The 24,843-nt window shown below is 37.3% G+C and carries 44 protein-coding genes; 1 reads left to right on the top strand and 43 read right to left on the bottom strand.

Annotated elements, in window-relative coordinates:
* Positions 1-264: 264 nt before the first annotated feature.
* The 32 genes from ACWITO_RS08995 to ACWITO_RS08840 form a co-directional block, all read right to left on the bottom strand.
* Positions 265-801: a glycoside hydrolase family 108 protein gene (locus ACWITO_RS08995; protein WP_101359635.1), complete on the bottom strand. Its 537-nt coding sequence runs from the start codon at positions 799-801 to the stop codon at positions 265-267.
* A gap of 7 nt (positions 802-808) precedes the next feature.
* Positions 809-1,129: a hypothetical protein gene (locus tag ACWITO_RS08990; protein ID WP_448529662.1), complete on the bottom strand. Its 321-nt coding sequence runs from the start codon at positions 1,127-1,129 to the stop codon at positions 809-811.
* Positions 1,110-1,235: a hypothetical protein gene (locus ACWITO_RS08985; RefSeq protein WP_262502183.1), complete on the bottom strand. Its 126-nt coding sequence runs from the start codon at positions 1,233-1,235 to the stop codon at positions 1,110-1,112. The genes ACWITO_RS08990 and ACWITO_RS08985 overlap by 20 nt, the downstream gene beginning before the upstream one ends.
* Positions 1,198-1,443 carry a hypothetical protein gene (locus ACWITO_RS08980; protein ID WP_448529661.1) on the bottom strand — a complete coding sequence of 82 codons (246 nt, stop codon included), beginning with the start codon at positions 1,441-1,443 and terminating at the stop codon, positions 1,198-1,200. Before ACWITO_RS08980 ends, ACWITO_RS08985 begins: the two co-directional genes overlap by 38 nt.
* A gap of 13 nt (positions 1,444-1,456) precedes the next feature.
* Positions 1,457-1,699, bottom strand: a complete 243-nt coding sequence (locus tag ACWITO_RS08975) for a hypothetical protein (RefSeq protein ID WP_448529660.1) — start codon at positions 1,697-1,699, stop codon at positions 1,457-1,459.
* Positions 1,699-2,130 (bottom strand): hypothetical protein, encoded by a 432-nt coding sequence (locus tag ACWITO_RS08970; protein WP_448529659.1) that lies wholly within the window; start codon positions 2,128-2,130, stop codon positions 1,699-1,701. Before ACWITO_RS08970 ends, ACWITO_RS08975 begins: the two co-directional genes overlap by 1 nt.
* Before the next feature lie 5 nt (positions 2,131-2,135).
* Complete coding sequence (locus ACWITO_RS08965; protein ID WP_448529658.1) at positions 2,136-2,381, bottom strand: hypothetical protein; 246 nt, start codon at positions 2,379-2,381, stop codon at positions 2,136-2,138.
* A 6-nt stretch (positions 2,382-2,387) separates the two neighbouring features.
* Positions 2,388-2,585, bottom strand: coding sequence for a hypothetical protein (locus tag ACWITO_RS08960; RefSeq protein WP_448529657.1), 198 nt, complete (start codon positions 2,583-2,585; stop codon positions 2,388-2,390).
* A gap of 2 nt (positions 2,586-2,587) precedes the next feature.
* On the bottom strand, positions 2,588-2,815 hold the full coding sequence (locus tag ACWITO_RS08955) for a hypothetical protein (protein ID WP_448529656.1): 228 nt from the start codon (positions 2,813-2,815) through the stop codon (positions 2,588-2,590).
* Complete coding sequence (locus tag ACWITO_RS08950; protein ID WP_448529655.1) at positions 2,782-3,282, bottom strand: hypothetical protein; 501 nt, start codon at positions 3,280-3,282, stop codon at positions 2,782-2,784. Before ACWITO_RS08950 ends, ACWITO_RS08955 begins: the two co-directional genes overlap by 34 nt.
* 3 nt (positions 3,283-3,285) lie before the next feature.
* On the bottom strand, positions 3,286-4,014 hold the full coding sequence (locus tag ACWITO_RS08945) for a peptidoglycan-binding domain-containing protein (RefSeq protein WP_448529654.1): 729 nt from the start codon (positions 4,012-4,014) through the stop codon (positions 3,286-3,288).
* A 7-nt stretch (positions 4,015-4,021) separates the two neighbouring features.
* On the bottom strand, positions 4,022-4,453 hold the full coding sequence (locus ACWITO_RS08940; RefSeq protein WP_448529653.1) for a hypothetical protein: 432 nt from the start codon (positions 4,451-4,453) through the stop codon (positions 4,022-4,024).
* Positions 4,437-4,559, bottom strand: a complete 123-nt coding sequence (locus ACWITO_RS08935) for a hypothetical protein (RefSeq protein ID WP_448529652.1) — start codon at positions 4,557-4,559, stop codon at positions 4,437-4,439. Before ACWITO_RS08935 ends, ACWITO_RS08940 begins: the two co-directional genes overlap by 17 nt.
* Before the next feature lies 1 nt (position 4,560).
* Positions 4,561-4,842, bottom strand: coding sequence for a hypothetical protein (locus ACWITO_RS08930; RefSeq protein WP_448529651.1), 282 nt, complete (start codon positions 4,840-4,842; stop codon positions 4,561-4,563).
* Complete coding sequence (locus ACWITO_RS08925; protein ID WP_448529650.1) at positions 4,842-5,180, bottom strand: hypothetical protein; 339 nt, start codon at positions 5,178-5,180, stop codon at positions 4,842-4,844. The genes ACWITO_RS08930 and ACWITO_RS08925 overlap by 1 nt, the downstream gene beginning before the upstream one ends.
* Positions 5,180-5,398 (bottom strand): hypothetical protein, encoded by a 219-nt coding sequence (locus ACWITO_RS08920; protein WP_448529649.1) that lies wholly within the window; start codon positions 5,396-5,398, stop codon positions 5,180-5,182. Before ACWITO_RS08920 ends, ACWITO_RS08925 begins: the two co-directional genes overlap by 1 nt.
* A gap of 148 nt (positions 5,399-5,546) precedes the next feature.
* Positions 5,547-6,569: a hypothetical protein gene (locus ACWITO_RS08915; protein ID WP_448529648.1), complete on the bottom strand. Its 1,023-nt coding sequence runs from the start codon at positions 6,567-6,569 to the stop codon at positions 5,547-5,549.
* Positions 6,556-7,203 (bottom strand): glycoside hydrolase family 108 protein, encoded by a 648-nt coding sequence (locus ACWITO_RS08910; protein ID WP_448529647.1) that lies wholly within the window; start codon positions 7,201-7,203, stop codon positions 6,556-6,558. The genes ACWITO_RS08915 and ACWITO_RS08910 overlap by 14 nt, the downstream gene beginning before the upstream one ends.
* A gap of 75 nt (positions 7,204-7,278) precedes the next feature.
* The gene (locus ACWITO_RS08905) at positions 7,279-7,452 is read right to left on the bottom strand and encodes a DUF5618 family protein (protein WP_448529646.1); all 174 of its coding nucleotides are present in this window, start codon (positions 7,450-7,452) and stop codon (positions 7,279-7,281) included.
* A gap of 33 nt (positions 7,453-7,485) precedes the next feature.
* Entirely contained in the window at positions 7,486-7,989 is a 504-nt protein-coding gene (locus ACWITO_RS08900; protein ID WP_448529645.1) for a M23 family metallopeptidase, read from the bottom strand.
* A gap of 6 nt (positions 7,990-7,995) precedes the next feature.
* Entirely contained in the window at positions 7,996-8,745 is a 750-nt protein-coding gene (locus ACWITO_RS08895) for a hypothetical protein (protein ID WP_448529644.1), read from the bottom strand.
* Entirely contained in the window at positions 8,745-9,383 is a 639-nt protein-coding gene (locus ACWITO_RS08890) for a hypothetical protein (RefSeq protein WP_448529643.1), read from the bottom strand. The genes ACWITO_RS08895 and ACWITO_RS08890 overlap by 1 nt, the downstream gene beginning before the upstream one ends.
* Before the next feature lie 4 nt (positions 9,384-9,387).
* Entirely contained in the window at positions 9,388-9,750 is a 363-nt protein-coding gene (locus tag ACWITO_RS08885; protein ID WP_448529642.1) for a hypothetical protein, read from the bottom strand.
* Between the two features lies 1 nt (position 9,751).
* Positions 9,752-10,360 (bottom strand): hypothetical protein, encoded by a 609-nt coding sequence (locus tag ACWITO_RS08880; RefSeq protein WP_448529641.1) that lies wholly within the window; start codon positions 10,358-10,360, stop codon positions 9,752-9,754.
* A complete protein-coding gene (locus tag ACWITO_RS08875; protein ID WP_448529640.1) occupies positions 10,357-10,647 on the bottom strand; it encodes a hypothetical protein in 291 nt (96 codons plus the stop codon). Before ACWITO_RS08875 ends, ACWITO_RS08880 begins: the two co-directional genes overlap by 4 nt.
* A gap of 1 nt (position 10,648) precedes the next feature.
* Positions 10,649-11,059, bottom strand: a complete 411-nt coding sequence (locus ACWITO_RS08870; protein WP_448529639.1) for a hypothetical protein — start codon at positions 11,057-11,059, stop codon at positions 10,649-10,651.
* A gap of 70 nt (positions 11,060-11,129) precedes the next feature.
* Positions 11,130-11,855: a hypothetical protein gene (locus ACWITO_RS08865; protein WP_448529638.1), complete on the bottom strand. Its 726-nt coding sequence runs from the start codon at positions 11,853-11,855 to the stop codon at positions 11,130-11,132.
* A gap of 499 nt (positions 11,856-12,354) precedes the next feature.
* The gene (locus ACWITO_RS08860; RefSeq protein ID WP_448529637.1) at positions 12,355-13,152 is read right to left on the bottom strand and encodes a hypothetical protein; all 798 of its coding nucleotides are present in this window, start codon (positions 13,150-13,152) and stop codon (positions 12,355-12,357) included.
* Positions 13,131-13,532 carry a hypothetical protein gene (locus ACWITO_RS08855; RefSeq protein ID WP_448529636.1) on the bottom strand — a complete coding sequence of 134 codons (402 nt, stop codon included), beginning with the start codon at positions 13,530-13,532 and terminating at the stop codon, positions 13,131-13,133. Before ACWITO_RS08855 ends, ACWITO_RS08860 begins: the two co-directional genes overlap by 22 nt.
* Positions 13,529-13,969 (bottom strand): hypothetical protein, encoded by a 441-nt coding sequence (locus ACWITO_RS08850; protein WP_448529635.1) that lies wholly within the window; start codon positions 13,967-13,969, stop codon positions 13,529-13,531. Before ACWITO_RS08850 ends, ACWITO_RS08855 begins: the two co-directional genes overlap by 4 nt.
* A 14-nt stretch (positions 13,970-13,983) precedes the next feature.
* A complete protein-coding gene (locus tag ACWITO_RS08845; protein WP_448529634.1) occupies positions 13,984-14,970 on the bottom strand; it encodes a helix-turn-helix domain-containing protein in 987 nt (328 codons plus the stop codon).
* Entirely contained in the window at positions 14,970-15,500 is a 531-nt protein-coding gene (locus tag ACWITO_RS08840; RefSeq protein ID WP_448529633.1) for a hypothetical protein, read from the bottom strand. Before ACWITO_RS08840 ends, ACWITO_RS08845 begins: the two co-directional genes overlap by 1 nt.
* A gap of 179 nt (positions 15,501-15,679) precedes the next feature.
* Between ACWITO_RS08840 and ACWITO_RS08835 the strand changes: the two genes are divergently transcribed.
* On the top strand, positions 15,680-15,808 hold the full coding sequence (locus tag ACWITO_RS08835; RefSeq protein ID WP_448529632.1) for a hypothetical protein: 129 nt from the start codon (positions 15,680-15,682) through the stop codon (positions 15,806-15,808).
* Here ACWITO_RS08835 and ACWITO_RS08830 read toward each other — a convergent pair.
* The 11 genes from ACWITO_RS08830 to ACWITO_RS08780 all read right to left on the bottom strand — a co-directional run bounded on the left by ACWITO_RS08830 (position 15,794) and on the right by ACWITO_RS08780 (position 24,760).
* On the bottom strand, positions 15,794-16,018 hold the full coding sequence (locus tag ACWITO_RS08830) for a hypothetical protein (RefSeq protein ID WP_448529631.1): 225 nt from the start codon (positions 16,016-16,018) through the stop codon (positions 15,794-15,796). The two genes, ACWITO_RS08835 and ACWITO_RS08830, sit on opposite strands and share 15 nt — an antisense overlap.
* A gap of 1 nt (position 16,019) precedes the next feature.
* Complete coding sequence (locus ACWITO_RS08825) at positions 16,020-16,307, bottom strand: type II toxin-antitoxin system RelE/ParE family toxin (protein WP_448529630.1); 288 nt, start codon at positions 16,305-16,307, stop codon at positions 16,020-16,022.
* Between the two features lie 40 nt (positions 16,308-16,347).
* A complete protein-coding gene (locus ACWITO_RS08820; RefSeq protein ID WP_448529629.1) occupies positions 16,348-16,611 on the bottom strand; it encodes a hypothetical protein in 264 nt (87 codons plus the stop codon).
* 35 nt (positions 16,612-16,646) lie between these two features.
* Complete coding sequence (locus ACWITO_RS08815; protein ID WP_448529628.1) at positions 16,647-16,808, bottom strand: hypothetical protein; 162 nt, start codon at positions 16,806-16,808, stop codon at positions 16,647-16,649.
* Positions 16,809-16,847: 39 nt separating this feature from the next.
* The gene (locus ACWITO_RS08810) at positions 16,848-17,999 is read right to left on the bottom strand and encodes a protein kinase domain-containing protein (RefSeq protein WP_448529627.1); all 1,152 of its coding nucleotides are present in this window, start codon (positions 17,997-17,999) and stop codon (positions 16,848-16,850) included.
* A 4-nt stretch (positions 18,000-18,003) separates the two neighbouring features.
* A complete protein-coding gene (locus tag ACWITO_RS08805) occupies positions 18,004-18,417 on the bottom strand; it encodes a hypothetical protein (RefSeq protein WP_448529626.1) in 414 nt (137 codons plus the stop codon).
* An 84-nt stretch (positions 18,418-18,501) separates the two neighbouring features.
* On the bottom strand, positions 18,502-18,924 hold the full coding sequence (locus tag ACWITO_RS08800) for a hypothetical protein (protein ID WP_448529625.1): 423 nt from the start codon (positions 18,922-18,924) through the stop codon (positions 18,502-18,504).
* Between the two features lie 86 nt (positions 18,925-19,010).
* Positions 19,011-19,853, bottom strand: coding sequence for a hypothetical protein (locus ACWITO_RS08795; protein ID WP_448529624.1), 843 nt, complete (start codon positions 19,851-19,853; stop codon positions 19,011-19,013).
* 13 nt (positions 19,854-19,866) lie between these two features.
* Complete coding sequence (locus tag ACWITO_RS08790) at positions 19,867-20,460, bottom strand: hypothetical protein (RefSeq protein ID WP_448529623.1); 594 nt, start codon at positions 20,458-20,460, stop codon at positions 19,867-19,869.
* Between the two features lie 87 nt (positions 20,461-20,547).
* Complete coding sequence (locus ACWITO_RS08785) at positions 20,548-21,447, bottom strand: hypothetical protein (protein ID WP_448529622.1); 900 nt, start codon at positions 21,445-21,447, stop codon at positions 20,548-20,550.
* A 106-nt stretch (positions 21,448-21,553) separates the two neighbouring features.
* A complete protein-coding gene (locus tag ACWITO_RS08780; RefSeq protein WP_448529621.1) occupies positions 21,554-24,760 on the bottom strand; it encodes an ATP-binding cassette domain-containing protein in 3,207 nt (1,068 codons plus the stop codon).
* Between the last annotated feature and the right edge of the window lie 83 nt (positions 24,761-24,843).

The following is a 24,843-nucleotide window of genomic DNA, read 5'->3' as shown; positions in this document are numbered from 1 at the left end:
GAAAAGCCAAATCCTCAAAAACGCCCCTGAAATATAGAAAGGTAAATCAAATTTATTGTAAGTTTCTGTAAAACAATGAATTTACATTTGTAAATAGCAAAAAAGTACAAGAGCTGAAAAAGTTTACATTTGTAAATTAAGCCAAAAAGCCTCTTACGAGGCTTTTGTTATATACACAACACCCCGCCCAGTGGGCAGGGGTTGTAAAGGCAAATTTAAGCCTAGAAACAAATATGAAAAAAAACACTCTAAAACCCTAAAATCTTAAATTTCTTTCGGAAAGCTATTGAGCCTATTGAGCCAACCTTGCAAGAAAATCCGAAAAGCGGGGTTTCGCTTGGTAATATCGTAGTAAAATATCTCTCTTGCCTTCCAAAGCCTTCTGTAAAGCTCTTTGGCGTGCCTATTGATAGCCGTAATGGTAAGGATACCACAAACGCCGTCAGTGGCTAATTTTTCCCCAAGTTCGTTCAGTATCCTTTGCACCCGCACAATCGCAACACCTGCACCGCTATTGATACACCAATCGCATATCAGTTCGGCAAGTTTTTGGTTTTCTACAAGGTGCATATTGTTTGCGTACCAAAACTGACGCTCATAAATCGCTTCAGCGTCCTTTTCGGTAATGCGTTTTACGTCCTCGCAAGTGATGATACCATCGCCGTTTTTATCATAACCAAAAGTTTTCCACGTGTGGATAGTTATGCCGTACTTGGTGCAACCACCTGGGTCTTCTTTGTAATCTGCATAACCACCCTCCCAACGAAGTATATGCGGAAAAAAAGGTTCAAATTCTGCCATATAAGTTCTACTTTTTACCGAAAATTCGTTTGAAAAATCCTTTACGTTCAGGTTTTTGTTTTAAGGTGTCCTTTTCGTTCAGTTCCTTGTTTTCTTGCTTGATTTGATTATCTTTCAAAATATTGGTCAAATCTAATGAGCCGTTACCCTTTACTTTCAGTTTTTCGTTATTGATAACCAAATACGTAATATTTGAAGGCGGGCATTCAGGACACACACAAGCGGGGCAAGGTTTTGTAAAAAACTGCTCTTTCGCAAAGTAGCCTGCAAAAATTCCTACCGCAAAAGGCAATAAATAAGCCGAAAGTCTAAACAGCGTCCCGAACATAGCTTTTTACTTGTGGATACTCTTTGCTTCTTTGTTGTGCAAAAGCGTCTGTACGTTCTTGCAAACGCTTATCCTGTTTTGCCGTTTGAGCCGTTTGAGTTTTCATAATTATTAGGTTTATTTTCTCTCCCTGCAAGCCCGTAAATGGTGATAATTGCAGGTGTAATTACACTAAGAAAAGTTGTTGCTTGCTCGGCGGTAAGTTTGCCTTTCCACATCAAGCCCAAAGTAACCAAAATTACAAGACTGCTTATGAAAATGCCCACCAACGTCAGCCCAAAATCTTTCCAAAAATTCTGAAAACGAAAATTCATAGTTATAGCGTTTTTAATGTTCGGTACGTCTATCTTTCTGCAAAATCTTAATTTCAAGTTCTTGTATCATATCCCGAATTTCACGGATAAAGCCGTGTATTTCCCTGATTTCCTCGTTTTGTTTTTGTTCCAGCCTATCCACACGACTTTGAAGCGTAGCAATATCTTTCTGTTGCTTTACATTCTCAATCTTGATGAGAAAGTAAGCCGAAACTATCGCCACAATAAACTCTATCAATGCTCGTAAGTCTGCCATTACGGTAATGTTGTTTTGAAAATCCGTATTTTGCCAATCCAGTTAATAGCTTGCATAACACTACTACCTACAAAAATTCTGTGTGTGAAGCCAGAGTTATTTGCTAAAACAGAAGGGTTATTTACAAAATTCTCTCTCAAGAAATTCTGCGAAAGTCCTATTTGTGTAAGTATGCCTGCATTATTTACAACAGCATTGACATATTTTGCACTCCATATCTCATTTGTTCCTTGTTTCCTTCCAAGCAAGTCAAGTTCATAGCTTACAACTTCATTCGGATTGATAACTATTGAAAACTCTTCTGTATAACCAATTAAAGTAGTAAAGCTTAAATCTTGCCAATATTCAAAAGTGGGCAAGTAAGCTATGTTGTTAGGGATATTAACTATTTGTCCCCAATCTACTACTCCATTTGTTTTTATGTATCCCATAAAAATCAATAATGAAAAACTGCGTCAAACGTGTTTGAGCCTGCTTTGATAGTGAGTTGCATATAAGGCTTTCCCAAAAACTCAAAATTGTATATTGTGCCGCTGGCAAGATTTATCGTCTCGCCGTCTAAAAGCATAGTAATATCGCTTTTGCCTTTGTTATACACACTCCCATACAGCCACCCTTCTTCTACTACTTGCGTGCCAGTGCCGTTTGGAAAAGACTTTATATTGACAAAAAACTCTTGCATAAACCACTATTCAGCAATAACTTTTATAGAAAAGTACGCAATAAAAAATAGCGTACCCACGAGCAAAATCGTAGCTCCAAACTTGATATAAAAATCATCGGGAATATTGATACGTACCCGAATGTCTGTTTTCAATCCATCAGCCCCGATAAGTCTATCCAATAAAGGCAAATTATCGGGGTTTTGTTGGTTCTGGTTATTCATAGTTAAGCCGTTTTTATTACACTTGTATCAGGTTTGTCATTCGGCTCTTGTGGCTGTACGGTAGCTTTAATAGGTGGCTGTTGTGGCTGAGTTGTGGTAGAAGGCTTCGTTTGTGCCTGTGTTTTGGCTTTGGCTTTTTTGTCTTTTTGCTTTTGCCAAATTATACCTAAAACAATTCCTACCACGAGGGCAAGCACTATACCACCAATCCAAAATCCTTTGTTTTCCATACGATTTTTGAGTTTTTATTTAAAAATTGAAGTTTTGATAATCCTAAATTGTATGCTTCAAAAACATTTTGAGAGATTTCTTTTTGCTTCAAATGCTTTTCTACGGCTATTTGTGTTTTTTCGTCCCAAATGCCATTCGCAATTACATTCGCTCCAAATTTTCGTACCAAAAAGGCTTGTAACTGCTCTACCCGCTTGCCTACGCTTCCCATACGCAAAGGAAAGCTATCATCGGGCTTTTCTTGTAGTTTAGCCTCTTCTTGCTTTTGCTCCAAATTATTGAGCTTTTGAGCAAGTGTGTAGTTCATTTCATCTACTTGACTTGCAATAAGCAGAGCTTCATCACCTAAATAATTTTCGCTCTCTTCTTGCTTCTTTTTAGGCTTAAAAATCCAAAATCCAAGTCCTACAAGTAGCAATATTCCTACTACTGCCAAAATAATCTTGTGTGTTCGTGTGAGTTCCATATCTTAATAGGAAATCATTTCCCTGTTAATCCAAGCTAATCCGTTATTATTGTGTCTTTCAAATTCAACCCAAGTAACTTGCCCTGTACCATCATCTTTCGGCGTAACAACTAACCTTCCTGTCAGTGTAATTCTTTCACCACTTTCATAATATACCCCACCTATGTACGTCTTTGGCTCTGTAACTGGGTTTCGTTTCACAAATACCCTTGGCGACACAACCGTTGCTCTTTTATTAGCTAAATTGCTATCAAAACCAATTTCGTACATTTTTGGCTTTTGCTGAGAAGTCTGGGTTTGGGTTTGCGTCTGTGGTGATTTTCCTGATAATTTTGCAAGAATTTCCTCCAAATCTTTCAAATCATTAACACCTAATTTATTAGGGAATGCTTTTGCAAATTCGGCTTGAGTTCTTGCTCCCCACACACCATCGGCAGTACCTACATTATAGCCTGCTTTATTGAGAGCTTCTTGCAATACCCTTACTTCTTGCCCTCTACTGCCTTGCCTTAAAGGAAATGTAGAAGTTGAACCACTATTTACATACACAACTTGCTGTTTTTGTGGTTGTTGGTTTGTATTTTGTTGTCTGTTAGGATTATTGTTATTGGGCAATATGCCTGCAACTACACTTTGCCCCGATTTTCCTTTTCTAAAAAATAAAAACCATATCAGGGCTATCAATAAGCCAATACCCAGAATACCTCCAATTATTATTTTCTTGTTTTCCATTTTTGCTTTATTTTAAGTTGTTGATGGCTGAACGATAAGCAGGTAAATGTTCCTTATCTATGATAGGGTCCCAACCTGCAATGAGGAATGTTTCTAAATCTTGTCCTTTTACTTTGTAGAACTCTTGTCTAAGTTTTGCAAGTCTTGCTTTCGTGCCAAGACTGGATATAATTCGTATAGCTTCTTTGGGGTCATCGGGGGTAAGCCAATAGCCACGTGTTTTCAAAAGTGCTTGTACATCTGCGGCGGGGTCGTAGCCGTCATCGGGAGCAACATTTGCCGTTGCCGCACCCGCTACCGTCGTTGATGCTCCACTGCCAATTTGAGCATCTATTTCAGCTTTTTTCTTGGCTTTCTTTTGCTTATCATACATCACATAAGCAATAATAATTACCGCCAATACAGCAACAAAAATGAGTATTTTAGTTTTGTTTTCCATTTTCTACTTCTTCTAAACGTCTGTAATTAAGGTAAATAATCAGTAGGAAACTTAATATTCCCAAACCGAAATGAACTATTTGCAATGTTTTTAGGGTATCTTCCATTTTAAGCACGCTTAATTTTTGAATACAAATCAGCCCCCTTTCCTGCCACCTCAAAGGCTCGGTCAGGGTTTTCAGTAGTTTTCTTTACAAGCACCAAAGCCACTACGATAATCACGCCTACCACCACAAACACAAGAATTGTAAGCGAACTTGCCACACTGGTTGCACCATCTACCAAGCCCGAAAAGTTTTCCTCTTGCGGTTTTGGTTTTTGTTTTTGTGTGGAGCGTATGAGTACCACCGCACCTACCAAAATTGCCAAAAGTATAATAATCGCTCTCATCAGTCTTTTAAGAATAAAAAATATACTGCCCCTACAAGTATCAAAATCAGTAGAATTACACCCAGATTGAAACTACTTCCAATTTTTTTAGCTCCCGTATTTACACTTTGCCAAGTATCGGTAGCTTGTGAAAGCAAACCATACTCTCCTTCAATGCTCATTCCTTGTGTTTTGGCGTAAGCACGCAAAGTATCATCGTTTGCGTTGCTTTGTTGCCCTACTTGCACCCAAGCACGCATAAAGGTATCATTAGCACCCGACTTACCGATTTCCTTTTTCAGCCACTTATGCCAATCTATCCAATATTGAGAACTGCTTTGTATATTGGGCGTTTGCATTACTTTTTACTTTTGCCTTTTGCTTTTATACCTTGTTTTTTGAGATATTCCTTCAATTTCAAAGGATTTTCGGCTGTACCTTTTTTATCTGAAGCCTTTGTGGTTTCTTTTTTGGTAGCTTTTATTTTAGCATAATTGGCTTTTTGTTCGGCACGAGCTTTAGCCAAGACTTTGCGTACTTCTTCGGCTGTTTCTTTGCTGATTTTTACTCCTCGCATAACAAATTATTTTTCTTGCAACATACAATACGAAAAGCGTTCTCTCATAAAACAGCAAAGAGGTTTCAAAAAACACTTTAATTTTCAAAGTGTTTTTTGAAAAAATAAACACCTGTTTTTCAGGCGTTTAGGTGTTTCTACGAAATGCTTATTGAGAGGCTTTTTGTAGGGTAATAAGCAGAATTACAAACAACAAAACAGCCCAAAGCCAATGAAACGGCTCTTGCTTTTGTCCTTGTGTTTTTTTGGTAGGAATAGGCTGAGTTTGTGGCTCGGGTTCAGGTTCAGGCGTGAGCGTGGGTTTAGGTTTTTTTTGTGGAAAAAATACTTTCACTTCTTTTGCCTTGTAATGTAAAGTAATTGCACAAGTATCGGGAGGATAAACTAAAGCACCATAATCAAACAGTCTATACCACGGAGCATATACAACGGGGTGCATTAAGCCTAACCAAATAAGTTGTTGATTATTTATTTTCAGCCCATCAATATGGGAAAAATCTACACTTTTGTCGCCAAAGAAATTAAACTCAAAATAGCTATTGTAAGCAATTTCATTTTCAAGAGGAATTTCTATGCGTTTTAAGTTTTGGTCAGAACTAAAATATTGGTTTAGTGGATAATATTTTTCTGTTTTGTAGCCAGTTTCTTGTCTTACGTATTTAAGTGAGGATTTAAAAATGTCCTCAAAATTTGAGCCTTGAAAATCAATGATAATTTTTTCAACAATAATACCCTTTCTGATAGCTTCGTTAAATTCAGAAAGTTTTTTGGTCAAATCGTCAAGCAATGGCACGGAATAATGCAAAAAATTTTGATTTTTTAGCTCCATATCGTAGAGCAAGAAATCTGCCAGTTTTATATGTAGCCAAGCAGGATAACCATAAACAGCACTCAATTCAGCGTGTATCACGGGTAAATCAATTGGAGTAATAAGTCCTGAACCACGTCCAGTGCCGTTGAGTGTAGGCGGAGCGGGCGAGTTATCGTCTATACCCCAAAACTGCATAAGAGTTTCATTGGCATAGAGAGTAATTGTCTTTTCAACTAATTTTTTCTCTTCTTGGCTATAAGGTACCCAAAATTCTACGGATAGAGGATTTTGAGCTGTTCCTCCAATCTGCAAAGGGATGTCCTCATACAGTCTCGGTACTTGAAAACTAACTACCTGCATTTTTTAATTTTTCAAGCGATTGTCTATAAAAAATTATGATTTCTTTTCGGTAAAGGTACAACATTACCGCCAAAAACAAAAGTAAAACTATTGCTAAAATACCTATTTTGGCTCTGAAACTAATTTTATCAGGAAAATCATAAAGTCTATTGAGCCAACCTTGCAAAAATTGAGGCATACTTTGCCCTAATCGTTTGTAAAAGGCTTCCCTTGCCCGAAACAAATCCTCATAAAGTTTTTTTTGGTTGGCAGAATTAACAGCTTTCAAGGTTTTTTCGGTAAATATGCCGTCTTGGGGTAAGCCTAATATTTTTTGTAGCTCACGAGTTGCCGTGCCAATACCTGCATTGTAACCCCAATCTACAAGCATTTCGGCAATTTCTTGGGTGCGTATCCTATCGGCAAGAAACTTATCCCAGTATTGCGTTTTGGTAATGCGTTTGGCGTCCTCCAAAGGCATCAGTCGTACATCTTCGCAATCTACTTTGCCGTCTTGGTTGTAGTCTTTGATAAGGTGTTTATTAAAATTAAAGGCTATACCGTGATTAGTACAGCCCCCTGCGTCCCCTGCTAAAACAGCATACCCGCCTTCCCATTTTTTGAGGCGAGGGTAGTATTTTTCAAAACTTGCCATTTGGATTGTATTTTATCTCACACCAATCAATTATTTCTTTTGCTTCCTGAAAAGCAGTTTTTACAATATCAACATTCAAACGGCTTCCAAAGCAATTAGAACGCCATTCCATAACGTATTGCCCGCCATACGTACATACTTGGGGTCGTTGTAGTATTTACCTTCTATTTTAGCTTTTTCAGCTAAAATAGCTTTGGCATTGGCTACATATCTTTTGGCTTCCTCTATTGGATTTTTTTCTACTGCCATACTGCAAATTTTTTACTCAAAAATAGCCTTTTTTCAGGAATTAAACAACTTTTCAGGGTCTATGTATTGCCCATTTTGGGTAACAGACAAATGCAAATGCGTTCCTGTGGAATAGCCTGTATTGCCCATTGTACCAATTTTTTGCCCTCGTTTTACTCTTTGACCCTCTTTTACCAAAATCGTATCTAAATGCAAATACACGCTTTTGTAGCCGTTTTCGTGGTCTATGCGTACATAATTCCCTCTTTGTCCGTTGCAGTGTAGTTGCCCCTCAATACACCCCGTTTTTGCTTCAATTACTTTACCTTTTTCTATTGCCAAAATAGGCGAACCTTTTGCCCCGCCATAATCTACGCCGTTGTGATTAGGTCGGTGGGGTGGCATAAAAGGGCTGGTAACAGGATAAGCAGGACGTAACCAATTAGGTTTTCTTTTGCGTTTTCGGCTTGCCACCAAAAGCACCAATACAAAAAATACCAAAAAAATCAGTATCTCTTTTTGGTATTTGGTCGTAATATCTATCCATTTTTTTAGCATAATTCTTTACTGACATACCCCACAAAAACCATTGTCATAGCTTGCCGTAGCATAATTGTAATGCTTGATATAATCTACAAGTTGCTCGGCTCGGTCTAAATGTTCAGGATTATTGCCTGAAAAAATCTTTGTGTTGGCATAAATTGCCTCTGTCTGCGGGAAACCCAAACCAAGATACCACTGCAAAGCCTGTAAATCACATTCAAGCTCATTTGAGGTTTGTAACTCGTAATGGCTTCTTTCGTGCAAAAGCACAAATACACGCATTGGCACGGTGTATTTCTTGAATTTCTCTTGGCTTACTTCAATTTGCCCTGTTGCACGGCTTACACGTGCAGGGGTATTCATTACTTGTCCCGTGTCTCTATTGCGTATCTGCTTGGAAAGCACAATCGGGAAACGTCCCTTATCATCGGTATAAATACCTGTGCCAAGTGTATTGAAGTTTTTAGCAAACTCGCAAACGTGTTTGATAAAATCGTAAGTTTCTTTTTTGAGCGTAATTTTAGGCTCTGGCAAAGCGTTTTTTGTCAAATTCTTTACTTTACATTTGCCTTCAATGATAATTTCTAAAACTTTGGGAGCAATAGGCAATGGAAATTCCAAAGTTTCTACGCCGTTGATTTCTTTTTTTCGGGAAAAATAAGTCGTTTTCGTTTTAGGGCATCTGCCCACAAAACGAATATTGTCGTTACCTTGCAATGTAATAAGAATTTTACAAGGCTTATCTTCCGTTTTTACCAAAAACCTTTGCATTATTTAGCCAATTTGAAAACCAAAAGCCCAATAAATAGCAAACCTACCAAAACAATGGCAATCCAAGCCGCCGCTGGCAAACGTCTTTGCTGTTGTGGATTATTACCAAAATTGCCTTGACCAGCTTGCAAGCCACTTGCTCCAAAATCTTGTTGTCCTAAACGAAACTCTAAATCTTGATTGCGAACCACTTGGTTTTGGTTATTATTTCGCAAGTTTCCGATAGCAGAAGTCAGCTGACCAAAAAGCCCAAGTGCCTTATTAGGGTCTTTTAAGCTATCTTTCCAAGTATTTGCCGAAGCAGTAGGAGTATTTGTGCCTGATGTGTTTGTATTAGGTACTTTACCTTCTAAAATTTGTTGTAGAACCTGTGCGTTAGGTATTTCCAAAGGTAAGCCGTGATACCTCATTAAAGCCTCTGTCTTATCGCCCCAAAAATCTGTTGGCGTAATAATACGAAGTGCAGCAGGTGTATTAAATTTGGTATTTAATGCCACTTGCAAAGCTCTTACGTGTTCGCCCCGTACTCCCTTTTTCATTGGGAAAGTACCACCACCCGTATAGGCGAAAAATTGATTTTCGCCACACGTGCAACCGCTGTAATTTTGGCAGTTGCAAAAAATTTCTTCTACAAACATTGTTTTAATCTTTTTGGGTTACAAAAAATATAATTGCACCGATAACAAGCAAAAGGAGTACACCGCCTACAATCCACATAGTTTGATTTCTGTTTTGTGGATTATTTGGTAATTTGTTTTGCTCCAAACTTTGCCCTTGCCCTGAAATTTCAGCTTCGGCAAGCCGTGAAGTCATATTTACTTGGGCTTGCTTGGCTTGGTTGTCAAGTTGCTGGTTTTCTATTTGCGTTTCTAAGCGTTTCACCTTTGCTTCTTTCTTTCGCATACGTAATTCACGCCTACGCTCTCGCCGCTGGCGACGAGCCTCTCGTCTTTGCTCTCTACGCTCTTTGGCTCGTTTTCCGAAAAAACTTTCTTGAAAAACCATTTTACTCTTTGTTTTTTAGTACAAAAAATAAAACCAAAGCAATTACAAGCAAAGCAATTCCTCCACCAATCCAAAGCCATTTTTTGGATTTTTTCTTGGGTTTTTCGCCGTTATTTTCATCTGTTCCTTCATCATCTTGCGAGCTGTCTTGCCCTGTATCTTGCGAGCCTGTTTGATTGCCTGCTGATGTAGAGAAGCCCCCACCCGAATTTGCACTATTTGTTATAGCAACGCGAGGTTCGCTCAATTGGGTAGTATCTTGTCCGCTGTTGTTGCTTGCAACTGCCTCATCAATTTCTTGGGCATTTTCTTGTGCATTGGCAGACATTTGGCTATCGCTGTTTGCGGTTTGCTTTTTACGAGGCAAAATAGATTTTCCAAGTCCTAAAAGCCCCATACCTTTTTCACGGCGAAGACTTTTGGCTTTTTGTCTAAATGCCTTTCGCACTGCTTTGGCTTCTGCTCTTTTACCTTCTTTACGAAGTTGTTTAGCCTGCTTGCGAGCTTCACTTCTTTCCTTGCGTATCTGCTTACGAGTGGCTTTTCGTTCCTGTTTAGAGGCTCTTTTCTTGCCTCCAAATAATTCTACACTATCGCTATCCAAAATCATTGTTTTTTGTTTTTAAGTGCGAAAAATATAATCGTTGAAATCAAAAGCAATCCTAAAACTACCGAAATTACTATGATTGTAGTTCGGCGGGTTCTTTGCTGTTCTTGTATAAGTTGTTGCCTTTGTGCTTCACGTTGCTGGCGTAATTGCAAAAGCCTGCTTTGTGTATCTTGAAACCCTTGTTTATCTGCAAGAGTACCTTGCAGACGTGTATTTTTTGCTTCTGCAAATTTTCCCGCTACGCCTGCTATCTGTCCGATTGCTCCTGCTATTGCTTGTGCCGCCATACTAATCTCCTATTTTTGAAACTATTACAATCAATACAAAAATTACTATAACCACCACAAGTAAGCGAAACAAAGGCGTTTTGAAAAAATTAGTTTTTTCATTCTTCTCTTCTTTTACAGATACTTCTTTGCCCTCAAAGCTATTTTGCTTGCTAAAAAGCTCTAAAATAGCTTCCTTGTCTGGGTGCAAGTTGTACAGTTCCTTGATTGCTTTTCTAAAATTCCCTTTTCTTTGCTCCTTAGCTACGTAAAATGCCGTGGCGTCTATCACATCTTTGGTATCTACGCCAGTATTGACTTTCTTTTTTTCAAGAAAGTCAATCAATTCATTTTCGTTGCGTTTAGCTATGTAGCTAACCAAAGGCAATAGATGTTTGGGCTTGTGGTGATAGGATTGTGCAATGCGTTTCATACCTTGTTTTTTTAGAAAAAAAGCCAACAGCGTTTGCTGCTGCTGGCTTTAAGAGCTTTTCAAAAAGAAACTACTTTTTGCGGCGTGGTCTGCGACGACGAGCAGTGGAGGTTCGGATAACAGACTTGCCTTGTGCCACACGTGCCAAATCCACTTTGCTAACAACCGAGAAAATAAATTGTGTAGTTACGCCGTTGTGGAAAGTACTTTGCAATTCTACTTTCCCGTCAAGTGGAAACCTGATACCGGGCATTTCTACGATTGTACCTTGATTTTGCAAAGCAGAAAGGTAGCGTGCAGGTTGCAGAGGGTCTCTCTCTTCGCTTCCTGTTGCCTCTTTCTTCACAAATTGCAATGTGTAGTTGAACTGAATTGCGTTGGTAACAATCATCTTGATGCCTTTGATGTGCATAGGTGCAGACGCAATCTCATTTAGCACCTGTGCGTAAGAGCTATCAGGCACGGTAACATTGACACCCGCAGGAATACCAAAACCCGCAACAGAAAGGTTTTTGAACGCACCAAACAAATTAACGGCTGTGGGCGTTGCGTTTGTATTTTCCACGACAATAGCAAGGGTTCTATCCGATACGCCTAATTTGCCCATAGGCACACCAGCGTATTCCTCGTCATAGTCCTCGTCATAGTCATAGAGTTCATCGTCATAGTCCTCATCGTAGTCGTCAAACTCTTCGTCATAGCTATCATCATAGCCATCTCCGCCGTCATAGTTCAAAAACATTTGTTCGGCTTCTTTTTCAAGCTCTTCTAATGCTGTCTTTTTGTTAAGAAACATAGTTATAGTTGTTTATAGTTTTTTTGGAATGTTTTGAAAACGCCACTCTTATTTAGGACTTGGCTTCGTCCTTGTTTTGCTACACCCATTTTTTTTATGTGCTTGGGGATTGCACCGCAAAACTTGTCTATTCAGCTTTTTCAGATTCAGATTTTTTGGATAACAATGGTTTTATACCTTGTTCGTGAGCAACAATAGCTGCCAGTACCACCAAAAAAATCAAAAGTAAATCCTTCCAATTCATTGTTTTATTGTTTTAGCTAAAACTTTTTTGACGACTGCAAGATGTGAATAAAAAAATGTTCTTGCACAAAACAAAACAAGGGTTACAAAAAACACTTTAATTTCCAAAGTGTTTTTTTTGATAAAATAAACGCTTGTTTTTCAAACGTTTAAGTGTTCTGTATAAAATAAGCTAAAAACAAGAAAAAAGCCTTTGAAAAAACTCAAAGGCTCAAATTCTGCACGAGTTCTCAATATTGCTCATAAAATTAAAATCTTACTTCAAATACAAACTCTTCCTATCCTGAATAAAAAAATCAATAGCTTCTTGTTCGGTAGAGATGTTTTGCTCTTCTTTGATACGTTTGAGTAAAGTTCTATTTGCCCAAAGGTATTTCTGACAGGCTTGGGCAAATTGCTCTTCGCTTGCTCCAAGTATTTTGAAATCGTCTGTAAGTACGTACAAATAAAACCTTTTACCCTGTGGCGTACCTTTTCTGTACTCATTATCTACGATTAAATAAGCAAGTTTGAAAAGTTCGTATTTATCCGAAAGACGTTCTTTGAAAGTATCAGGGCTTTCCAAATCTTTATGCACACGAAAACAACGTGTATTCTGAAACATTCGGGTTGTAACGGCTCTCAAACTTTGATAATGAAAAATAATATCTAAGTTTCGGTGTCGGTTCGTAGTGATAACTCCGATAAGCTCTTGCAATTCGTTGGGATTGGTTACGTACTTGTTAAAGTCCTCTAAGACCAAAATGCCATTTCGGAAGTTTTCTAAAATGTATTTGAGTAGTTCTAATTTGCTGTCTGTGGGGAGTTCTCTGCCGTACTCATCAAGGGCAAGCACACGGCGAATTTCAGGTTTTCGGCTTTTGGCAAACTTGGAAATGTATTGCTTGGGAAGCGTTTTGTAGTTTTTAAGTTCTGGGTCCAAGGACGCATCGTAGATAAGCACTTTACGTTTGTTGTGAATAACTTGGTAGGCAATTTCTTTGCGGGTGGTGAAGGTCTTACCCACGCCTTTTGTGCCTACGGCTATCATTATCATTGGCTCTCGTTTTTGCATAAATCTGCTTCTTTTTCTATACCTTCATCATTCACGTAAAACATAAATCTGTGAAACAAATTTGTATCGGCTTCTAATTCTTTTTGGAGCTTTACAAAATTTTCAGGTTCGGTATCTTTGTTTGCCTCAACTACAAGCGTAATTACAGGCACGAGCAAGACTTTTTTCTGCTTTTTGAGATATTTGCAAAAAGTTTTGTACGCCATTGCGATAAAGGGATAGCTTAGGCTCTCCATAAAGGCTATTACACCTTTTCGGTGTGTGGCAAGTAGTAAATTGGTTTTATCTATGGGTTCTTGATTGAGTATCCTTTGAGCTTCTTCCCTGGCATCTCTGCTTTCATTCCAAAGCTCTATTTCAAGGGTGTAAAACTTTTTCATTCGTCTAACAATTCATTGCGTTTATACACATTAAAAAAATACATCATTACCTCAAAATCCGTATAAAGCAAATCTTCATTTTTGAGTTGAAGCTGTTTTATCTTTGATTTGTTTGTAATTACCCATTTTTTTACTTTTTTGTCATAGACAAAGTTTTTTCTCAAACAAACTACAACGTGTTCTACTAATTCCTCCAAAAAAAGTATATTTTCTAAAACTTTTTGGGCATATTCTACAATTACAGATTGATTTGGCACTTTTGCATTTTGTAAAAAATCAGCTAATTTATCTTGTAGTTCCATTACAATTTCCAACTCCTCGCCTTTGGCATCTGTTCTCACCAATGCCTGTAAAATGGCTCTTACTTCCTTGTAAGTCAATTCTATCCTGCAAGATAGGTTTGGCTGTTTTGGGGCGGTAATCTGCTCTATTGTCATTGCTTACTCTTTTTTCAGTTTTTCAGTTCAGTATTCATTTTTCTGAGTTTTTCCAAAAAATACTCGTTGTCTTTTCTTATGCTTCGGGCAGTCATAAACATTGAGAAAGCAAACATCAAAAAGGCAAGTACCAAAGCACTTTCAGGGCTTACCGAAACACTCCGTTTTTTGAGTACCTTTTTTAGTGGCTCTTGCAGTAGCTTTATTTTCTTGGAGGCTGTTTCCTCTAATTTGTTTCGGCTATTTTCGTTTGCTTCTTTGGTGATTTCGGTACTTTTGGGAGGTACTTCGCCGTCTCTCTCCATTTCCCTTACTTCACGCTCATTTATTTGAGCGTAATAACAAGCAAGTTCTACACTGCCAAATTCTACCAGATTCAGAATGCTATCGGTAGAAAAATTTGCCGTGTCCTCGTCCATTTGTACGGAAACCTCATCAGGATTATCGCTTCCTGTGGTCTTAAAATTTACTTCGGGAATGGTATCGGGATTTTCTCGGTCTTGCTCTAACTCAAATTGATGATAGTCGTCAAGTTCCTTGATGAAATCGGTTTCGCTCTGGGGCTGTGGTTGTGGGCGTAAAATCGTGTCTATGTTTCGTTCTATCACTGGCTCGGAGAGCGGACTTTGCTCTACGGAAATCGGTTCAGGCGTTTCATCTGCAACTGTAGTATCTACTTCATCAAGTTCTTTTGCTTTGAACTGATTTTCGTCCATTTCAAAAACATCGTTGTCTTGCATAATTTTATCTATTTTTTCCTTGAAATGATATGAATTGCTTTCATAAAAGAACTTGGCTTTGATAAATTCATTATACACATTGCCTCTGCTGTTCATTCCAACCATTTGTGCTATTTTACCATAGCTTAATTTTTGCTTTTCTCGCAGAAGGTAAATGTACGCACCACGAGCATTTAGGGCTTCAATGTTTTTGTGTGGTGCGTATATTTTCTCTTCACTTACTCCAAACTCATTACAAACACTTTCTAAAAGTTTCATCATTATTTGACAATTTGGCTTAAATCTATTTTATCGGCATTACGTACAAGTAGCTCAAAGTAATGTGCAAAAGGATTTTCTACTTCATTAGTCGGGTAAATTTCTTTGATGTAAGTAATTTTTTTGCCATTTACATCTTTGTTGTACAATACAAAACGCACCGCCCCCTTGTGCTTGTTTTCCATACCTTCAAAAATCTTGTTGAGTTCTTTTTGTATATTGATAGTGCTTAAAACGGTAGTGATGAGCAGTCGTATTTGTGCGGGAAAACTTTTTTTGTGTTCGTCTAAGATTTTTTTAATAAGCGTTTGAGCTAAAATGTTGTTGTAATCTGAAAGAGGGAAAACTTTTTCAGGTTGCTTGCAAAATATAGTTATCACTACGTTCTTTTCTGATTGGGCTTTGACTTTTATATTTTTGTAAGATACCTGCACAAACAACTGCCCTTGCGTTTCTTTTTCTTTTTGAGAAATGAAATTTTCAAGCATTGCAGGAACATCATCAGGCAAATAATTCAAAATGAGGTCTATCATAAAAGTACGCTTAAAATCTATTAAAGAGTGTTTTTTTACTTTACAAAACACTTCAAAAAACTCCTTAAAAACAAGATACCTGTCAAAAAAAACGCCCTATTTTAGGACGATTTTAGGGCGTTTTTTGTGTTTTTTTACTATATTTGAAAACCAAAGTAAAATAAAATTTCAAAATAGATATGGCAGAAGCAAAAACTTACCTTCCCCCCGAATTAAAGAAAAAAGCCAAACAGAAAGCCCAAAAAATGGGTATCTCTTTGGCGGCATACTTGCGAAAAATATTGATTAAAGATTTACAAGAGTCCTAAAATTCTTTGTAGCTTTATTTTTTCTTGTTTCTTGGCTTCTATTTTTTCTTGCAGCGGCAATAACTCTCGCAATAAAGCCTTTTCTTTGGCTACAAGCGTAGCTATTTCTTGCTCCAATTTCTTTACTTTGGAGTTTTGGTATTTCTTGTAAGTCTGTTCTATTTGTCGGTCTGTTTTTTCTGAAAAGTTTAGAGGCAATCTGGAAAGCATTTTACTTCTGTATTTCTTTTACAATACTTTGTATTTCTTCTTTTGGTACATTTTCAATTTCAGATTTATCATAAATTGAAATCAAATACACCTCTGTTTCATCTTTTTGGATATTTAGCAAATAAGTAATCACTCTAAAACCACCTCTTTTGCCTTTTCCTTTACTTTTACTTGCCAGACGTATCTTTCTGATATTATCACCTAAATCCACACCCATTGTAGGATTTTCCTCAATCTTTGAGGCAAGAGTGTTGATTTCATCTTGTAATGATTTGTATTTTTTTACCAAAGGTTTAGCCTTTTTATTAAATTAATCTGTTGGTATGACCTTAACTTTTGACATAATCATTAAAATCTTTCATTGTATTCTTTTTTCTCTTGCCTTTTTGTATTTCTTTTACTTCTTGCAAACCAGCTTTGAGGTCTTTCAAAAACTTTTCTTTTGAAACAATATCCTTTTGGGTAGCAGATTTAGTTGTTTTTTTAGTTTTTTCAACTTTACTAATCTGCATTTTTATAGGCTGTTTTTTTAGCAATTCCAAAATTTTCAAAGCATCAGAGCTATTTTTTACTTTTATCGTAATAGTTTCCATACTTTTTATGGTTTGTTTGCTCAAATATACAAAAATTAGAGCAATTTCAAAACCTTATACACCTTTTCGCTGGGGGCTTTTTCTAATTTGTAGCCTCCATACGTTGCTCCACGAACTCCAAGTCTTGAGAAAAAACCAATGTTAAAGCCCAATGCTTTGAGTTCAATCTTGGTAATGTACTCCACGCCAGGGTACATCAGACCAAAAAGCCTTCAAAACTTGAAGGCTTTTGTTTTTTATTTTTTTACGATTTTCAGACCTTTGCCTCGTAGTTTGCTTTCGCTACTATCATTGATAGGTTCATCTGTTTCAAATTTCAATTTTTTTGCTAACTCTTCAACTTTCTTCCAGGGATCTTCTTCGCTAGTTTTTTCTTTTTTCTTACTGAAAGTCATTTTGAGTTTGGAACTTTTGCTTTCGGCTTCTTTTTTCTCTTTTTCTTCCCAATAAGTTTCTACAAAAGATTTTCTTTCAGGAACTTTTATCAGTTCATCATCATCTTTCAAATCAAGATTTTTGAGAGTTTCAAAGATTTCTTCTGCGGTAGGGCGTTCGGCAGGAGAGGGGGCAAGCATTGCATTCACCATTTTTTTTAGCTTTTTGGGTAATTTGGCATCAATAAGTTTAAGCTCTTTGCCCTCATTTACGGCAAGGCAAGGGTAGGCATATTTTTTAGGGAAATCGGGCAGTTCGCCTTGCAAAAAAATGCAGTATAGCAAGCCCAAGGCAAAAATATCTGATTGTGTGCTTAAATTTTCAGGATTTTCTTTGCCCTGAATGTAGCGAGTCAGTTCGGGGGAATAGAAAACCATATCGCCAACTACCTCTTCGCTCAATTCGGGTGGCTTACCCGAAAAGTAGCTGTTATCAAAGTCAATGAGTTTGGTGGTATAATAATTCAGGCGGGTTTGCTTGATAAGTACATTTTCGGGTTTCAAATCGCCGTGTACGATACCTGCTTTGTGTAGAATATTGAGGCTGTGAGCTATAGTTTTAAGTATCAGAATTTTATTTGGTAAAGGAAGAGCGTAAATCTCTTTGGGAGAAAGGGAAGCTACATCAACTTTTTCAGTTACTTTGTAATAAGTGCTTCCTACACGAAAAAAATCAAGCGTAACTACCAAATTACCACCTATACCACAACGCTCATTGATTTGCTTCATTAGAGTTTTGTGGTGGTTTTCAAACTTTTCACATTCCAACTTTTTACGTTCTTTGGACTTGGGGCTACCCGGTGAGGTTTCAGTAGGGTACTTGGGTGAAAGAAATTCTTTGATGAAGTATTCTTTTTCTCCTTTGCGAGCAAAAGTCCATTTGCTTAGTCCGCCGCCTGCGGTTGTGAAATCTTGCAAAATTACATAGCCATTGATAACTTCTCCTTTGAGCATATTTTTACAATTTTCCCATAATCATCAAAAGTCCTATTGTACCAATAAGTAGGGCTTTGGTAGCTATATTGGATAAGTTTCTTTGAAGAATTAGAAGCAATACGCCTGCTATCAAACAAGCATAAGGGGCATATTGTAAGTTCCCAAAATTACGCCAATCCATAATTCGTGAAAGAATAAGCATTGCAGTAGCCGAAATGCTTAAGCCCGTAAAAAGCACAAAAACTTTGTTTTTTCCCTGAAAAAATAAGCCTTCAAATAGCGAAGCCAATGCCAAAGAACCCCAAGCAATTAGAGATAGTGTTTTGAAGGTTTCAGCAGATAAACTTTGAAAGTTTTTCAAAACAAAAGCTAATAGTAGCAACACAAAAGCAATGTTGGATATTGTGCCAAAGAAGTAGGATAGCTTATTACGCATACTGCAAAAATTTAGCTGTAAAAAAACAAAAGTTGTGTTTGCCGAAAGCAAAACACAACCTTTTATGTAAATTTTTTGAAAATTTTATCTTTTGAAGCCAATGACACTAGAGCCGCAGTAGTCTTTACCTTCTTTTACTTCGTAAGCCAAGTAGTATATGCCTGTACGTGAGCATTTTATATCAATAGCGGGCATATATTTTTTCTCCTTTTCTAAGTAGCTACTTGCTACGGGCTTTTTCTCTGAATCCATAAGCGTTACGAAAAGCCCTTTGTTATCGCTATTGGCAATAGTAATGCGATAGCTTGTATTGTTGCTGAATACATAAGAATAGATGATTTGTTTTTTGCTACCATTCATAAAATCCAGTTTGTAGCTTTTGAGATACTTGAAACCATCGGGTTTGAGGCGTTCAGCACATTTGTTGGTGTATTCAGTAACATCACATTGAGCATTTGCAAAATATGCAAAGCTAAAAGCGAGGAGCAAAAACAATACCTTTTTCATATATGTGTTGATTTTTTGAGAGTTCTGGTTTTGATTTCAAAAGTAATAAAAAATATGATTGCTGTCAATACATTAAGCAATAATTTTTAACTCACAATACGCCCTCTGGCTTCTTTGAGTGCTTGTGAGAGTTTTTGAAAGTCATCTTTACTCATATTTACCTTGGTAGGTTTGCCTTCTTGCGGTTCTACACTGATATTTTTATAGCTTTCACCAATTTTCTGTAAATCGTTGTAAAGACTTTCAATGTGTTTGGAAACTGATTTGTTGGGTTCTAATTCTTTCAAGATAGCTTCAACGACGAATTTTTGGTCGGCAATTTTTTCGTTTAGAGCAGGTTTATTCGCTTTTTCGGCGACTTGGGTAGCCAAGTACAGCGACTCTACCCAGCCTCCGATTACCATCAGAGTTAGCACTTCACCTCGTTTGTCTTCTTCCAATTTCTGACGCATAGCTGTAAGTCCTAAACCTGTGGTAAGAATAAGCTCGTTCATATCTTTGCTTTCTTGGGTAATTTTTTTGATTTTTTCAAAATCAAAAAATTGAGCGACCTTCAAGCCTTCTGCCATTTTACGAGTAGCATCTAAAAATCTGATAGCATCTTGGGTCTTGTTGTGTAAATTGGCATAACCCAAATCTACGCTATACACGCCCAAATTGAGGGCTATTTGGTGTTCGGCGTTGTATTTTTCAATGTTTTCAGGCTTATTTAGTAGGCTGTTGTCGTATTCTACTCCCGAACTTTTGATAAGGTCGGTCATTTCAATAGGATTTGGCATTGCATTCAGCAATTCGTAATCGGTTTTGAACTCCGTTTTGGTGTTAGTTTGCTTTTGAGTAGTGTCTTGCGTAGGCTTTTGTTCGTTGTCGCTTTTGGGGCAAGCCATCAAGATAATAGCAGACAGAGGAAGCCAAAAGATTTTTTTCATAAAATTTTTTTTTTTAACGTTTGAAACCTAAAACAGCTCCACCACAGAAATCTCTTTTATTGAAATGATGTTCAAAAGAAATTTTATACACACCTGTTTTACTGCATTGTATTTCTATGGAAGGATAAAATTTTTGCGTATTGGAGTTGAACGTAGAGGCTACTGCTCTGCCTTCGGGGTCGTAGAGTACCACTTTCAATCGGCTATCTACATAAGATTCTATTCTGATAAAATAGGTTGTTCCTTTGCTCAATGTATATTGTTGCTCTATGGGCTTATTGGAAGGACCTTCCAATTTGTAACTTCTCAAAAACTTGTACCCCGAGCTTTTCATTGCATCAGTAATATCTCTGATATAACCAATAGGATTGCAGTTTTCAATACGTGGATTTACTTCTTTTTTTTCTTCTTTCTTTACTTCTTTCTTCTCTTCTTTTTTAGTTTCCTGTTTTTTGGGGTCAGTTTGCGTTTTAGTATCTTTCTGCGTTTGCGTAGTAGTTTTTTGCTCGGTTTTGGTGTTTTGCTGAGTAGTAGTTGTTTTCTGTTGAGCTAAACTTTTTCCCAACATTCCCCCTATAAAAACAAAGGCTATCAATAGTTTTTTCATAAATTTTCAAAATTGATTGTTAAGCGTATCAAAAGGGTAAAAGGTTCAAAAGAACTGATGTTTTTGAACCTTTTGAAGTAAAAAATTTTAGCTAACGATTTTATTGCGAATGGCGGCGATTTTGGTTGTAATTTCATTAAGCGTTTCTTTGCTCATTTCGGCTTGCTCGCTACCACCTTGCTGAACGGATACAGTACCTTCTTTTTCTTCTTGTTTGGTTTCACCTTCGCTTTTGGTGAATTTGATTTTTTCAAAAGATTTTTGCAAATCTACGAGTTCATCGTGCAAATCTCTCATTTTAGATTGGCTGGCGTAATAATCCAGCAATTGAACGATTTGGTCAAGAACAATTTTTTGGTCGGCAATCATTTGCTCTAAATCCTTAACAGGTTTTTTCTGTACTACTTGGGTAGCCAAGTACATTACTTCTACCCAACCGCCAGTAATGATAAGCACGGTCAAATCGCTTCTATCTTGCTCGTACAATTTGTTATTGATGTTGATAAGGTTCTCTTCGGTGAGTTGCAGGAGTTCATCAAGTTTGTCTTTACTTTTAGAAAGTTGTTTGATTTTTTCAAATTCAAAATATTGACCGATTTTAAGATTATCAGCCATATCTTTTACCCCCACAAGCAAATTGATAGCATCTTGCGATTTTTCGTAAATATTGGCATAGCCCAAATCTGTACTGAAAACACCAAGATTGAGAGCCTGCTTAAACTCAATCACATATTTAGATTCATTATCTACCGAATTGAGTAGCGTTTGGTCGTAATCAATGCCACTATCTTTGATGATAGAAGAAATAATCATAGGGCTGGGGATTCTATCTACAAACTCCTTGATAGTCTTCTTATCAATGGCTTCTTTACCTGATTTTACTTTTTTAGTTGTATCGCTTGCTACTTTGCTGATGTCGTCGTTATTATCACAAGCAGTAATAGCTATGAAAGTAAAAGTCAGAAGGCTATAAATTACTTTTTTCATAAAATTTACACGTTTTAATTTGAGGGTATGAACTTTGCCAGAATAAGAATTTCAGTTCAAAATAAAATAGTTTTTTCTAAAATTTCAAACATTCCCTGAAAAATTTTCATTTTTTTGTTTTGTTTTTTTCTTTTTTCTTGAAAAACCCAAAAATAGATAAAGAAAGGGCTTTTTTGAAAGTTTCGTAGTATAAGGTGATATACAATACCAACGAAAACAGCCAAATTACTATAATATCAAAATAGTAGGTATTGATAAGCATACCTGCAAAATGCTTGGAAGGAGCAAGAAATTGCGTTCTGTAATCTAAGAAATGAGCAGGGAGCAGAGGCTCTTGGAAAATGGGGTCGGCTTGTTGCAAGAGTTTTTCTTTGTAAAGTAAAATTTTATCTCTTACATTGGCATTGCGAGCCAAATCGGATAGACTTTCGTTGAAATAGGTATTCTTATATTTTTCCAAAGAGTAGCCTTTCACTTTTTCCTCTAATCTATCTTCTAAATCATTTTTTTCACGGCTGAAGTAGTTTCTACGAGCCTTGTAGTATTCTGCAAGCTCTTCCAGATAGTTTTTGAGCTCCTCTTCAACTTTTTCGTTGTAAGTATTGATATTGAGTTTGGTGAGCAGATTATCAAAATCTTTGAAAGCAGGGCGATTTTGTTTGCCGTATGGGGTTTTTAGGTCAAAGGCTTTTTCTCTTTGCAACTCATAGGCAATGAGTTTGAGTTCGGCAGTTTTTACTTTGCTTAAAGAATCAGAGTTTTTATCCAAAATTTTAGAAAGTCTTACACGAGCATTGCCGAGTTCATCAAGCCACAATTGCCTAAAATCTGCCACACTTATTTCTTTTTCATACTCAAAAAATGGCTTTTGAAACTGATTATTTTTGAATTGCTCAACGGCAATGGCTTCAAAGCCCCAACGCGAAACCATAAGGTCGGCAAGGAGAGGCACTTGCCCTCTATCACTTACAAACTGATTGAGCTTATCAAAATTGAAAATCACACCGCTCAAAATCATTTGTGGAATAAGTAGCAAAGGGATAGTGATGTAAATGGTAACTACGGAATTGAAAGTAGCAGAGATGTTCAATCCGAGCATATTGGCAAAGCAAGAAACCGTGAAAAGCACTGCCCAATACATCATATTCATACCTTTCACTTCCAAAATAGCATTGCCAATGAGTACAAAAGTAAGCGTTTGAACGGCAGAAAGTCCGAAAAGGATAATGAGTTTGGAAAGTAGATAGCTGTGCCTGCTCAAATTGAGGAACGATTCTCGGCGTTGAATTTTGCGGTCTTTGATGATTTCTTCGGCACTTACGGTGAGTCCCATAAAAAGAGCTACCAACACACAAATTAGGATATAAGCGGGGATATTGTCGTTGTAACGATAGCTATACCCCAAAGTAAGTGGGTCGTTATTGAAGCGTATAATAAAAGCAAGCAAAAAGGCAAGTAGGGGAGCTTCTAAAAGGTTGATAGCCATATATTGCGTATTGCCTGCTTTTGCCAGAAAATCGCGTATCGTGAAGAGAATGGTTTGCTTTGTCCAATGGGGTAAATCTAAGGCTTTGGGCGGAACTTCCCTTTGCTCTTCTACGGGGCGAATTTTATCGCTAAAATTTTTCAAAAATAGCTCATTCCACTGAATAGGCGTTTTTTTGCGTTGGTTGGTATATTGTCCGCTTTCATCAATGGTACGGGCTTCAATAATATCAAAAATTTGTTCAGGATTTACATTACCGCAGTTGGGGCATTGCCCTTCTTCGGCTTTGAGTTGGTTATCTTGTTTTTTGAAGTAAATAACAGCATCAACAGGATTGCCGTAAAAAGCCTGATAGCCTCCTGTATCCAAAATGATAAGTTTATTGAACATTTTGAAAATATCGGAGGAAGGCTGGTGAATAACAACAAAAATGAGTTTTCCTTTGGCAGAAAGCTCTTTGAGTAAGTCAAGAACATTCTCGGAGTCTTTGGAAGATAGCCCCGAAGTGGGTTCGTCAAGGAAAAGCACCGCAGGTTCACGGATAAGTTCCAAAGCAATATTGAGGCGTTTGCGTTGCCCACCACTGATAGTTTTATTGAGAACATTCCCTACTTTCAAATCTTTGATATGAGCAAGCCCCAAGTCTTCAAGGGTTTTCATTACTCGCTCGTGCAGTTCTTTTTCGGTAAAACTTTTGAAACAAAGTTTGGTATTGTAATAAAGATTTTGATAAACAGTTAGCTCTTCAATGAGCAAATCATCTTGGGCTACATAGCCGATAACTCCTTGCACCTTATCTTTTTCTCGGTGAATATCAATGCCATTGAGTAAGACTTGCCCTCTGGAAGGAGTTTCCAGACCTGCCAGTACATTGAGTAGGGTAGTTTTCCCTGCTCCACTTGCCCCCATAATGCCAATGAGGTTACCTGCACTTTCGGCTACGCTCACGCCACGCAAACCCAAATTACCATTTTTGAACTTATATTCAATATCTATGGCATTGAAGGAAAGTTTTTGTTTTTTCTGAACATCAGTAAAATTAGCAACAATATCGCTGAAATAGAAAGAGTTACCTGCTTGTGTTCTGATGATACTGCCCGAAGTAAATTGGTAAATTTTGTTGGGCTTCATCAAGAAATCATTGAGCTTAATATTTTCACTGCCCGTATATTTCACAAAATACATATTGGCTTCGGGCATACGCAAAAATATCAGCTCGCCGTCCAATCTTTCTATTTGAATGTGCTTGATAGTATTGGTACGAGGAATATACAGCGAACTAACTGTGAGTATGTTTTCGTTACCTACCAGTTCATCAGCTTTCTTGAAAACGAAGTCGTAAATAATTTTGAAAAGCGTTTCATTTTTGAGCAGATAATCGGCAGAGGTTTGCACTACCTCCAAGCGTCTTTTGGTTACACGATTATCCGAAGCCAAAAGTTCCAACATTCGTACTACGATGAGGATTTTTTGGCTCAAAACCAAACGACTTTCTTTTTCAGGGGCGATTTCTTTGCGGAAAAGCCCGCCAAGTTTCACAGAAAATTTCTGAAAGGCTCTTTCTTCGTCAGTTACTTTTTTACTACTTGTTTCTTCTTCGCCGGGCAGAGTTTCTTTTTCATTTTCGCTTACTCTAGCTCCAAAATCATTCCACAATTTTTCGTAGTATTCTTTATATTTTTGCATATAAGCGGGAATGGAATCTTGGGCTAAAACCTCTTGGAAATATTCAGCCACAAAATTTTCTTCTTTGGGAGAAACCCCGCCGTCTTGTAAAATAGTAATAGCAAAAACTTTGGTGAGGGCATCGAGTACGGCTTCGCTCATATATGCAAAAAATTATAGCAAGATAATAATAGAATTAGGGATTTAGAAAAAGGTACAACAGATTTAATCAGAAAACCTTATAG

It is taken from the genome of Raineya sp. (assembly GCF_053497555.1).
The sequence above is the reverse complement of the archived record's forward strand: the minus strand, read 5'-3'. Positions and strand labels throughout refer to the sequence as shown.

Coding starts and splice junctions, on each gene's coding strand:
- ACWITO_RS08930 (WP_448529651.1), bottom strand. CDS start 4,842: ATGAGAGCGATTATTATACTTTTGGCAATTTTGGTAGGTGCGGTGGTA.
- ACWITO_RS08780 (WP_448529621.1), bottom strand. CDS start 24,760: ATGAGCGAAGCCGTACTCGATGCCCTCACCAAAGTTTTTGCTATTACT.
- ACWITO_RS08995 (WP_101359635.1), bottom strand. CDS start 801: ATGGCAGAATTTGAACCTTTTTTTCCGCATATACTTCGTTGGGAGGGT.
- ACWITO_RS08835 (WP_448529632.1), top strand. CDS start 15,680: ATGGCAGAAGCAAAAACTTACCTTCCCCCCGAATTAAAGAAAAAAGCC.
- ACWITO_RS08820 (WP_448529629.1), bottom strand. CDS start 16,611: ATGGAAACTATTACGATAAAAGTAAAAAATAGCTCTGATGCTTTGAAA.
- ACWITO_RS08875 (WP_448529640.1), bottom strand. CDS start 10,647: ATGGCGGCACAAGCAATAGCAGGAGCAATCGGACAGATAGCAGGCGTA.
- ACWITO_RS08840 (WP_448529633.1), bottom strand. CDS start 15,500: ATGATAGACCTCATTTTGAATTATTTGCCTGATGATGTTCCTGCAATG.
- ACWITO_RS08900 (WP_448529645.1), bottom strand. CDS start 7,989: ATGCTAAAAAAATGGATAGATATTACGACCAAATACCAAAAAGAGATA.
- ACWITO_RS08800 (WP_448529625.1), bottom strand. CDS start 18,924: ATGAAAAAGGTATTGTTTTTGCTCCTCGCTTTTAGCTTTGCATATTTT.
- ACWITO_RS08975 (WP_448529660.1), bottom strand. CDS start 1,699: ATGGCAGACTTACGAGCATTGATAGAGTTTATTGTGGCGATAGTTTCG.
- ACWITO_RS08980 (WP_448529661.1), bottom strand. CDS start 1,443: ATGAATTTTCGTTTTCAGAATTTTTGGAAAGATTTTGGGCTGACGTTG.
- ACWITO_RS08945 (WP_448529654.1), bottom strand. CDS start 4,014: ATGGAAAACAAGAAAATAATAATTGGAGGTATTCTGGGTATTGGCTTA.
- ACWITO_RS08880 (WP_448529641.1), bottom strand. CDS start 10,360: ATGATTTTGGATAGCGATAGTGTAGAATTATTTGGAGGCAAGAAAAGA.
- ACWITO_RS08850 (WP_448529635.1), bottom strand. CDS start 13,969: ATGACAATAGAGCAGATTACCGCCCCAAAACAGCCAAACCTATCTTGC.
- ACWITO_RS08860 (WP_448529637.1), bottom strand. CDS start 13,152: ATGCAAAAACGAGAGCCAATGATAATGATAGCCGTAGGCACAAAAGGC.
- ACWITO_RS08785 (WP_448529622.1), bottom strand. CDS start 21,447: ATGAAAAAAGTAATTTATAGCCTTCTGACTTTTACTTTCATAGCTATT.
- ACWITO_RS08940 (WP_448529653.1), bottom strand. CDS start 4,453: ATGGAAAACAAAACTAAAATACTCATTTTTGTTGCTGTATTGGCGGTA.
- ACWITO_RS08830 (WP_448529631.1), bottom strand. CDS start 16,018: ATGCTTTCCAGATTGCCTCTAAACTTTTCAGAAAAAACAGACCGACAA.
- ACWITO_RS08915 (WP_448529648.1), bottom strand. CDS start 6,569: ATGCAGGTAGTTAGTTTTCAAGTACCGAGACTGTATGAGGACATCCCT.
- ACWITO_RS08970 (WP_448529659.1), bottom strand. CDS start 2,130: ATGGGATACATAAAAACAAATGGAGTAGTAGATTGGGGACAAATAGTT.
- ACWITO_RS08910 (WP_448529647.1), bottom strand. CDS start 7,203: ATGGCAAGTTTTGAAAAATACTACCCTCGCCTCAAAAAATGGGAAGGC.
- ACWITO_RS08885 (WP_448529642.1), bottom strand. CDS start 9,750: ATGGTTTTTCAAGAAAGTTTTTTCGGAAAACGAGCCAAAGAGCGTAGA.
- ACWITO_RS08960 (WP_448529657.1), bottom strand. CDS start 2,585: ATGAATAACCAGAACCAACAAAACCCCGATAATTTGCCTTTATTGGAT.
- ACWITO_RS08890 (WP_448529643.1), bottom strand. CDS start 9,383: ATGTTTGTAGAAGAAATTTTTTGCAACTGCCAAAATTACAGCGGTTGC.
- ACWITO_RS08905 (WP_448529646.1), bottom strand. CDS start 7,452: ATGGCAGTAGAAAAAAATCCAATAGAGGAAGCCAAAAGATATGTAGCC.
- ACWITO_RS08920 (WP_448529649.1), bottom strand. CDS start 5,398: ATGCGAGGAGTAAAAATCAGCAAAGAAACAGCCGAAGAAGTACGCAAA.
- ACWITO_RS08815 (WP_448529628.1), bottom strand. CDS start 16,808: ATGTACCCTGGCGTGGAGTACATTACCAAGATTGAACTCAAAGCATTG.
- ACWITO_RS08965 (WP_448529658.1), bottom strand. CDS start 2,381: ATGCAAGAGTTTTTTGTCAATATAAAGTCTTTTCCAAACGGCACTGGC.
- ACWITO_RS08790 (WP_448529623.1), bottom strand. CDS start 20,460: ATGAAAAAACTATTGATAGCCTTTGTTTTTATAGGGGGAATGTTGGGA.
- ACWITO_RS08855 (WP_448529636.1), bottom strand. CDS start 13,532: ATGAAAAAGTTTTACACCCTTGAAATAGAGCTTTGGAATGAAAGCAGA.
- ACWITO_RS08870 (WP_448529639.1), bottom strand. CDS start 11,059: ATGAAACGCATTGCACAATCCTATCACCACAAGCCCAAACATCTATTG.
- ACWITO_RS08845 (WP_448529634.1), bottom strand. CDS start 14,970: ATGATGAAACTTTTAGAAAGTGTTTGTAATGAGTTTGGAGTAAGTGAA.
- ACWITO_RS08805 (WP_448529626.1), bottom strand. CDS start 18,417: ATGCGTAATAAGCTATCCTACTTCTTTGGCACAATATCCAACATTGCT.
- ACWITO_RS08990 (WP_448529662.1), bottom strand. CDS start 1,129: ATGTTCGGGACGCTGTTTAGACTTTCGGCTTATTTATTGCCTTTTGCG.
- ACWITO_RS08895 (WP_448529644.1), bottom strand. CDS start 8,745: ATGCAAAGGTTTTTGGTAAAAACGGAAGATAAGCCTTGTAAAATTCTT.
- ACWITO_RS08985 (WP_262502183.1), bottom strand. CDS start 1,235: ATGAAAACTCAAACGGCTCAAACGGCAAAACAGGATAAGCGTTTGCAA.
- ACWITO_RS08795 (WP_448529624.1), bottom strand. CDS start 19,853: ATGAAAAAAATCTTTTGGCTTCCTCTGTCTGCTATTATCTTGATGGCT.
- ACWITO_RS08935 (WP_448529652.1), bottom strand. CDS start 4,559: ATGGAAGATACCCTAAAAACATTGCAAATAGTTCATTTCGGTTTGGGA.
- ACWITO_RS08925 (WP_448529650.1), bottom strand. CDS start 5,180: ATGCAAACGCCCAATATACAAAGCAGTTCTCAATATTGGATAGATTGG.
- ACWITO_RS08810 (WP_448529627.1), bottom strand. CDS start 17,999: ATGCTCAAAGGAGAAGTTATCAATGGCTATGTAATTTTGCAAGATTTC.
- ACWITO_RS08865 (WP_448529638.1), bottom strand. CDS start 11,855: ATGTTTCTTAACAAAAAGACAGCATTAGAAGAGCTTGAAAAAGAAGCC.
- ACWITO_RS08955 (WP_448529656.1), bottom strand. CDS start 2,815: ATGGAAAACAAAGGATTTTGGATTGGTGGTATAGTGCTTGCCCTCGTG.
- ACWITO_RS08950 (WP_448529655.1), bottom strand. CDS start 3,282: ATGGAACTCACACGAACACACAAGATTATTTTGGCAGTAGTAGGAATA.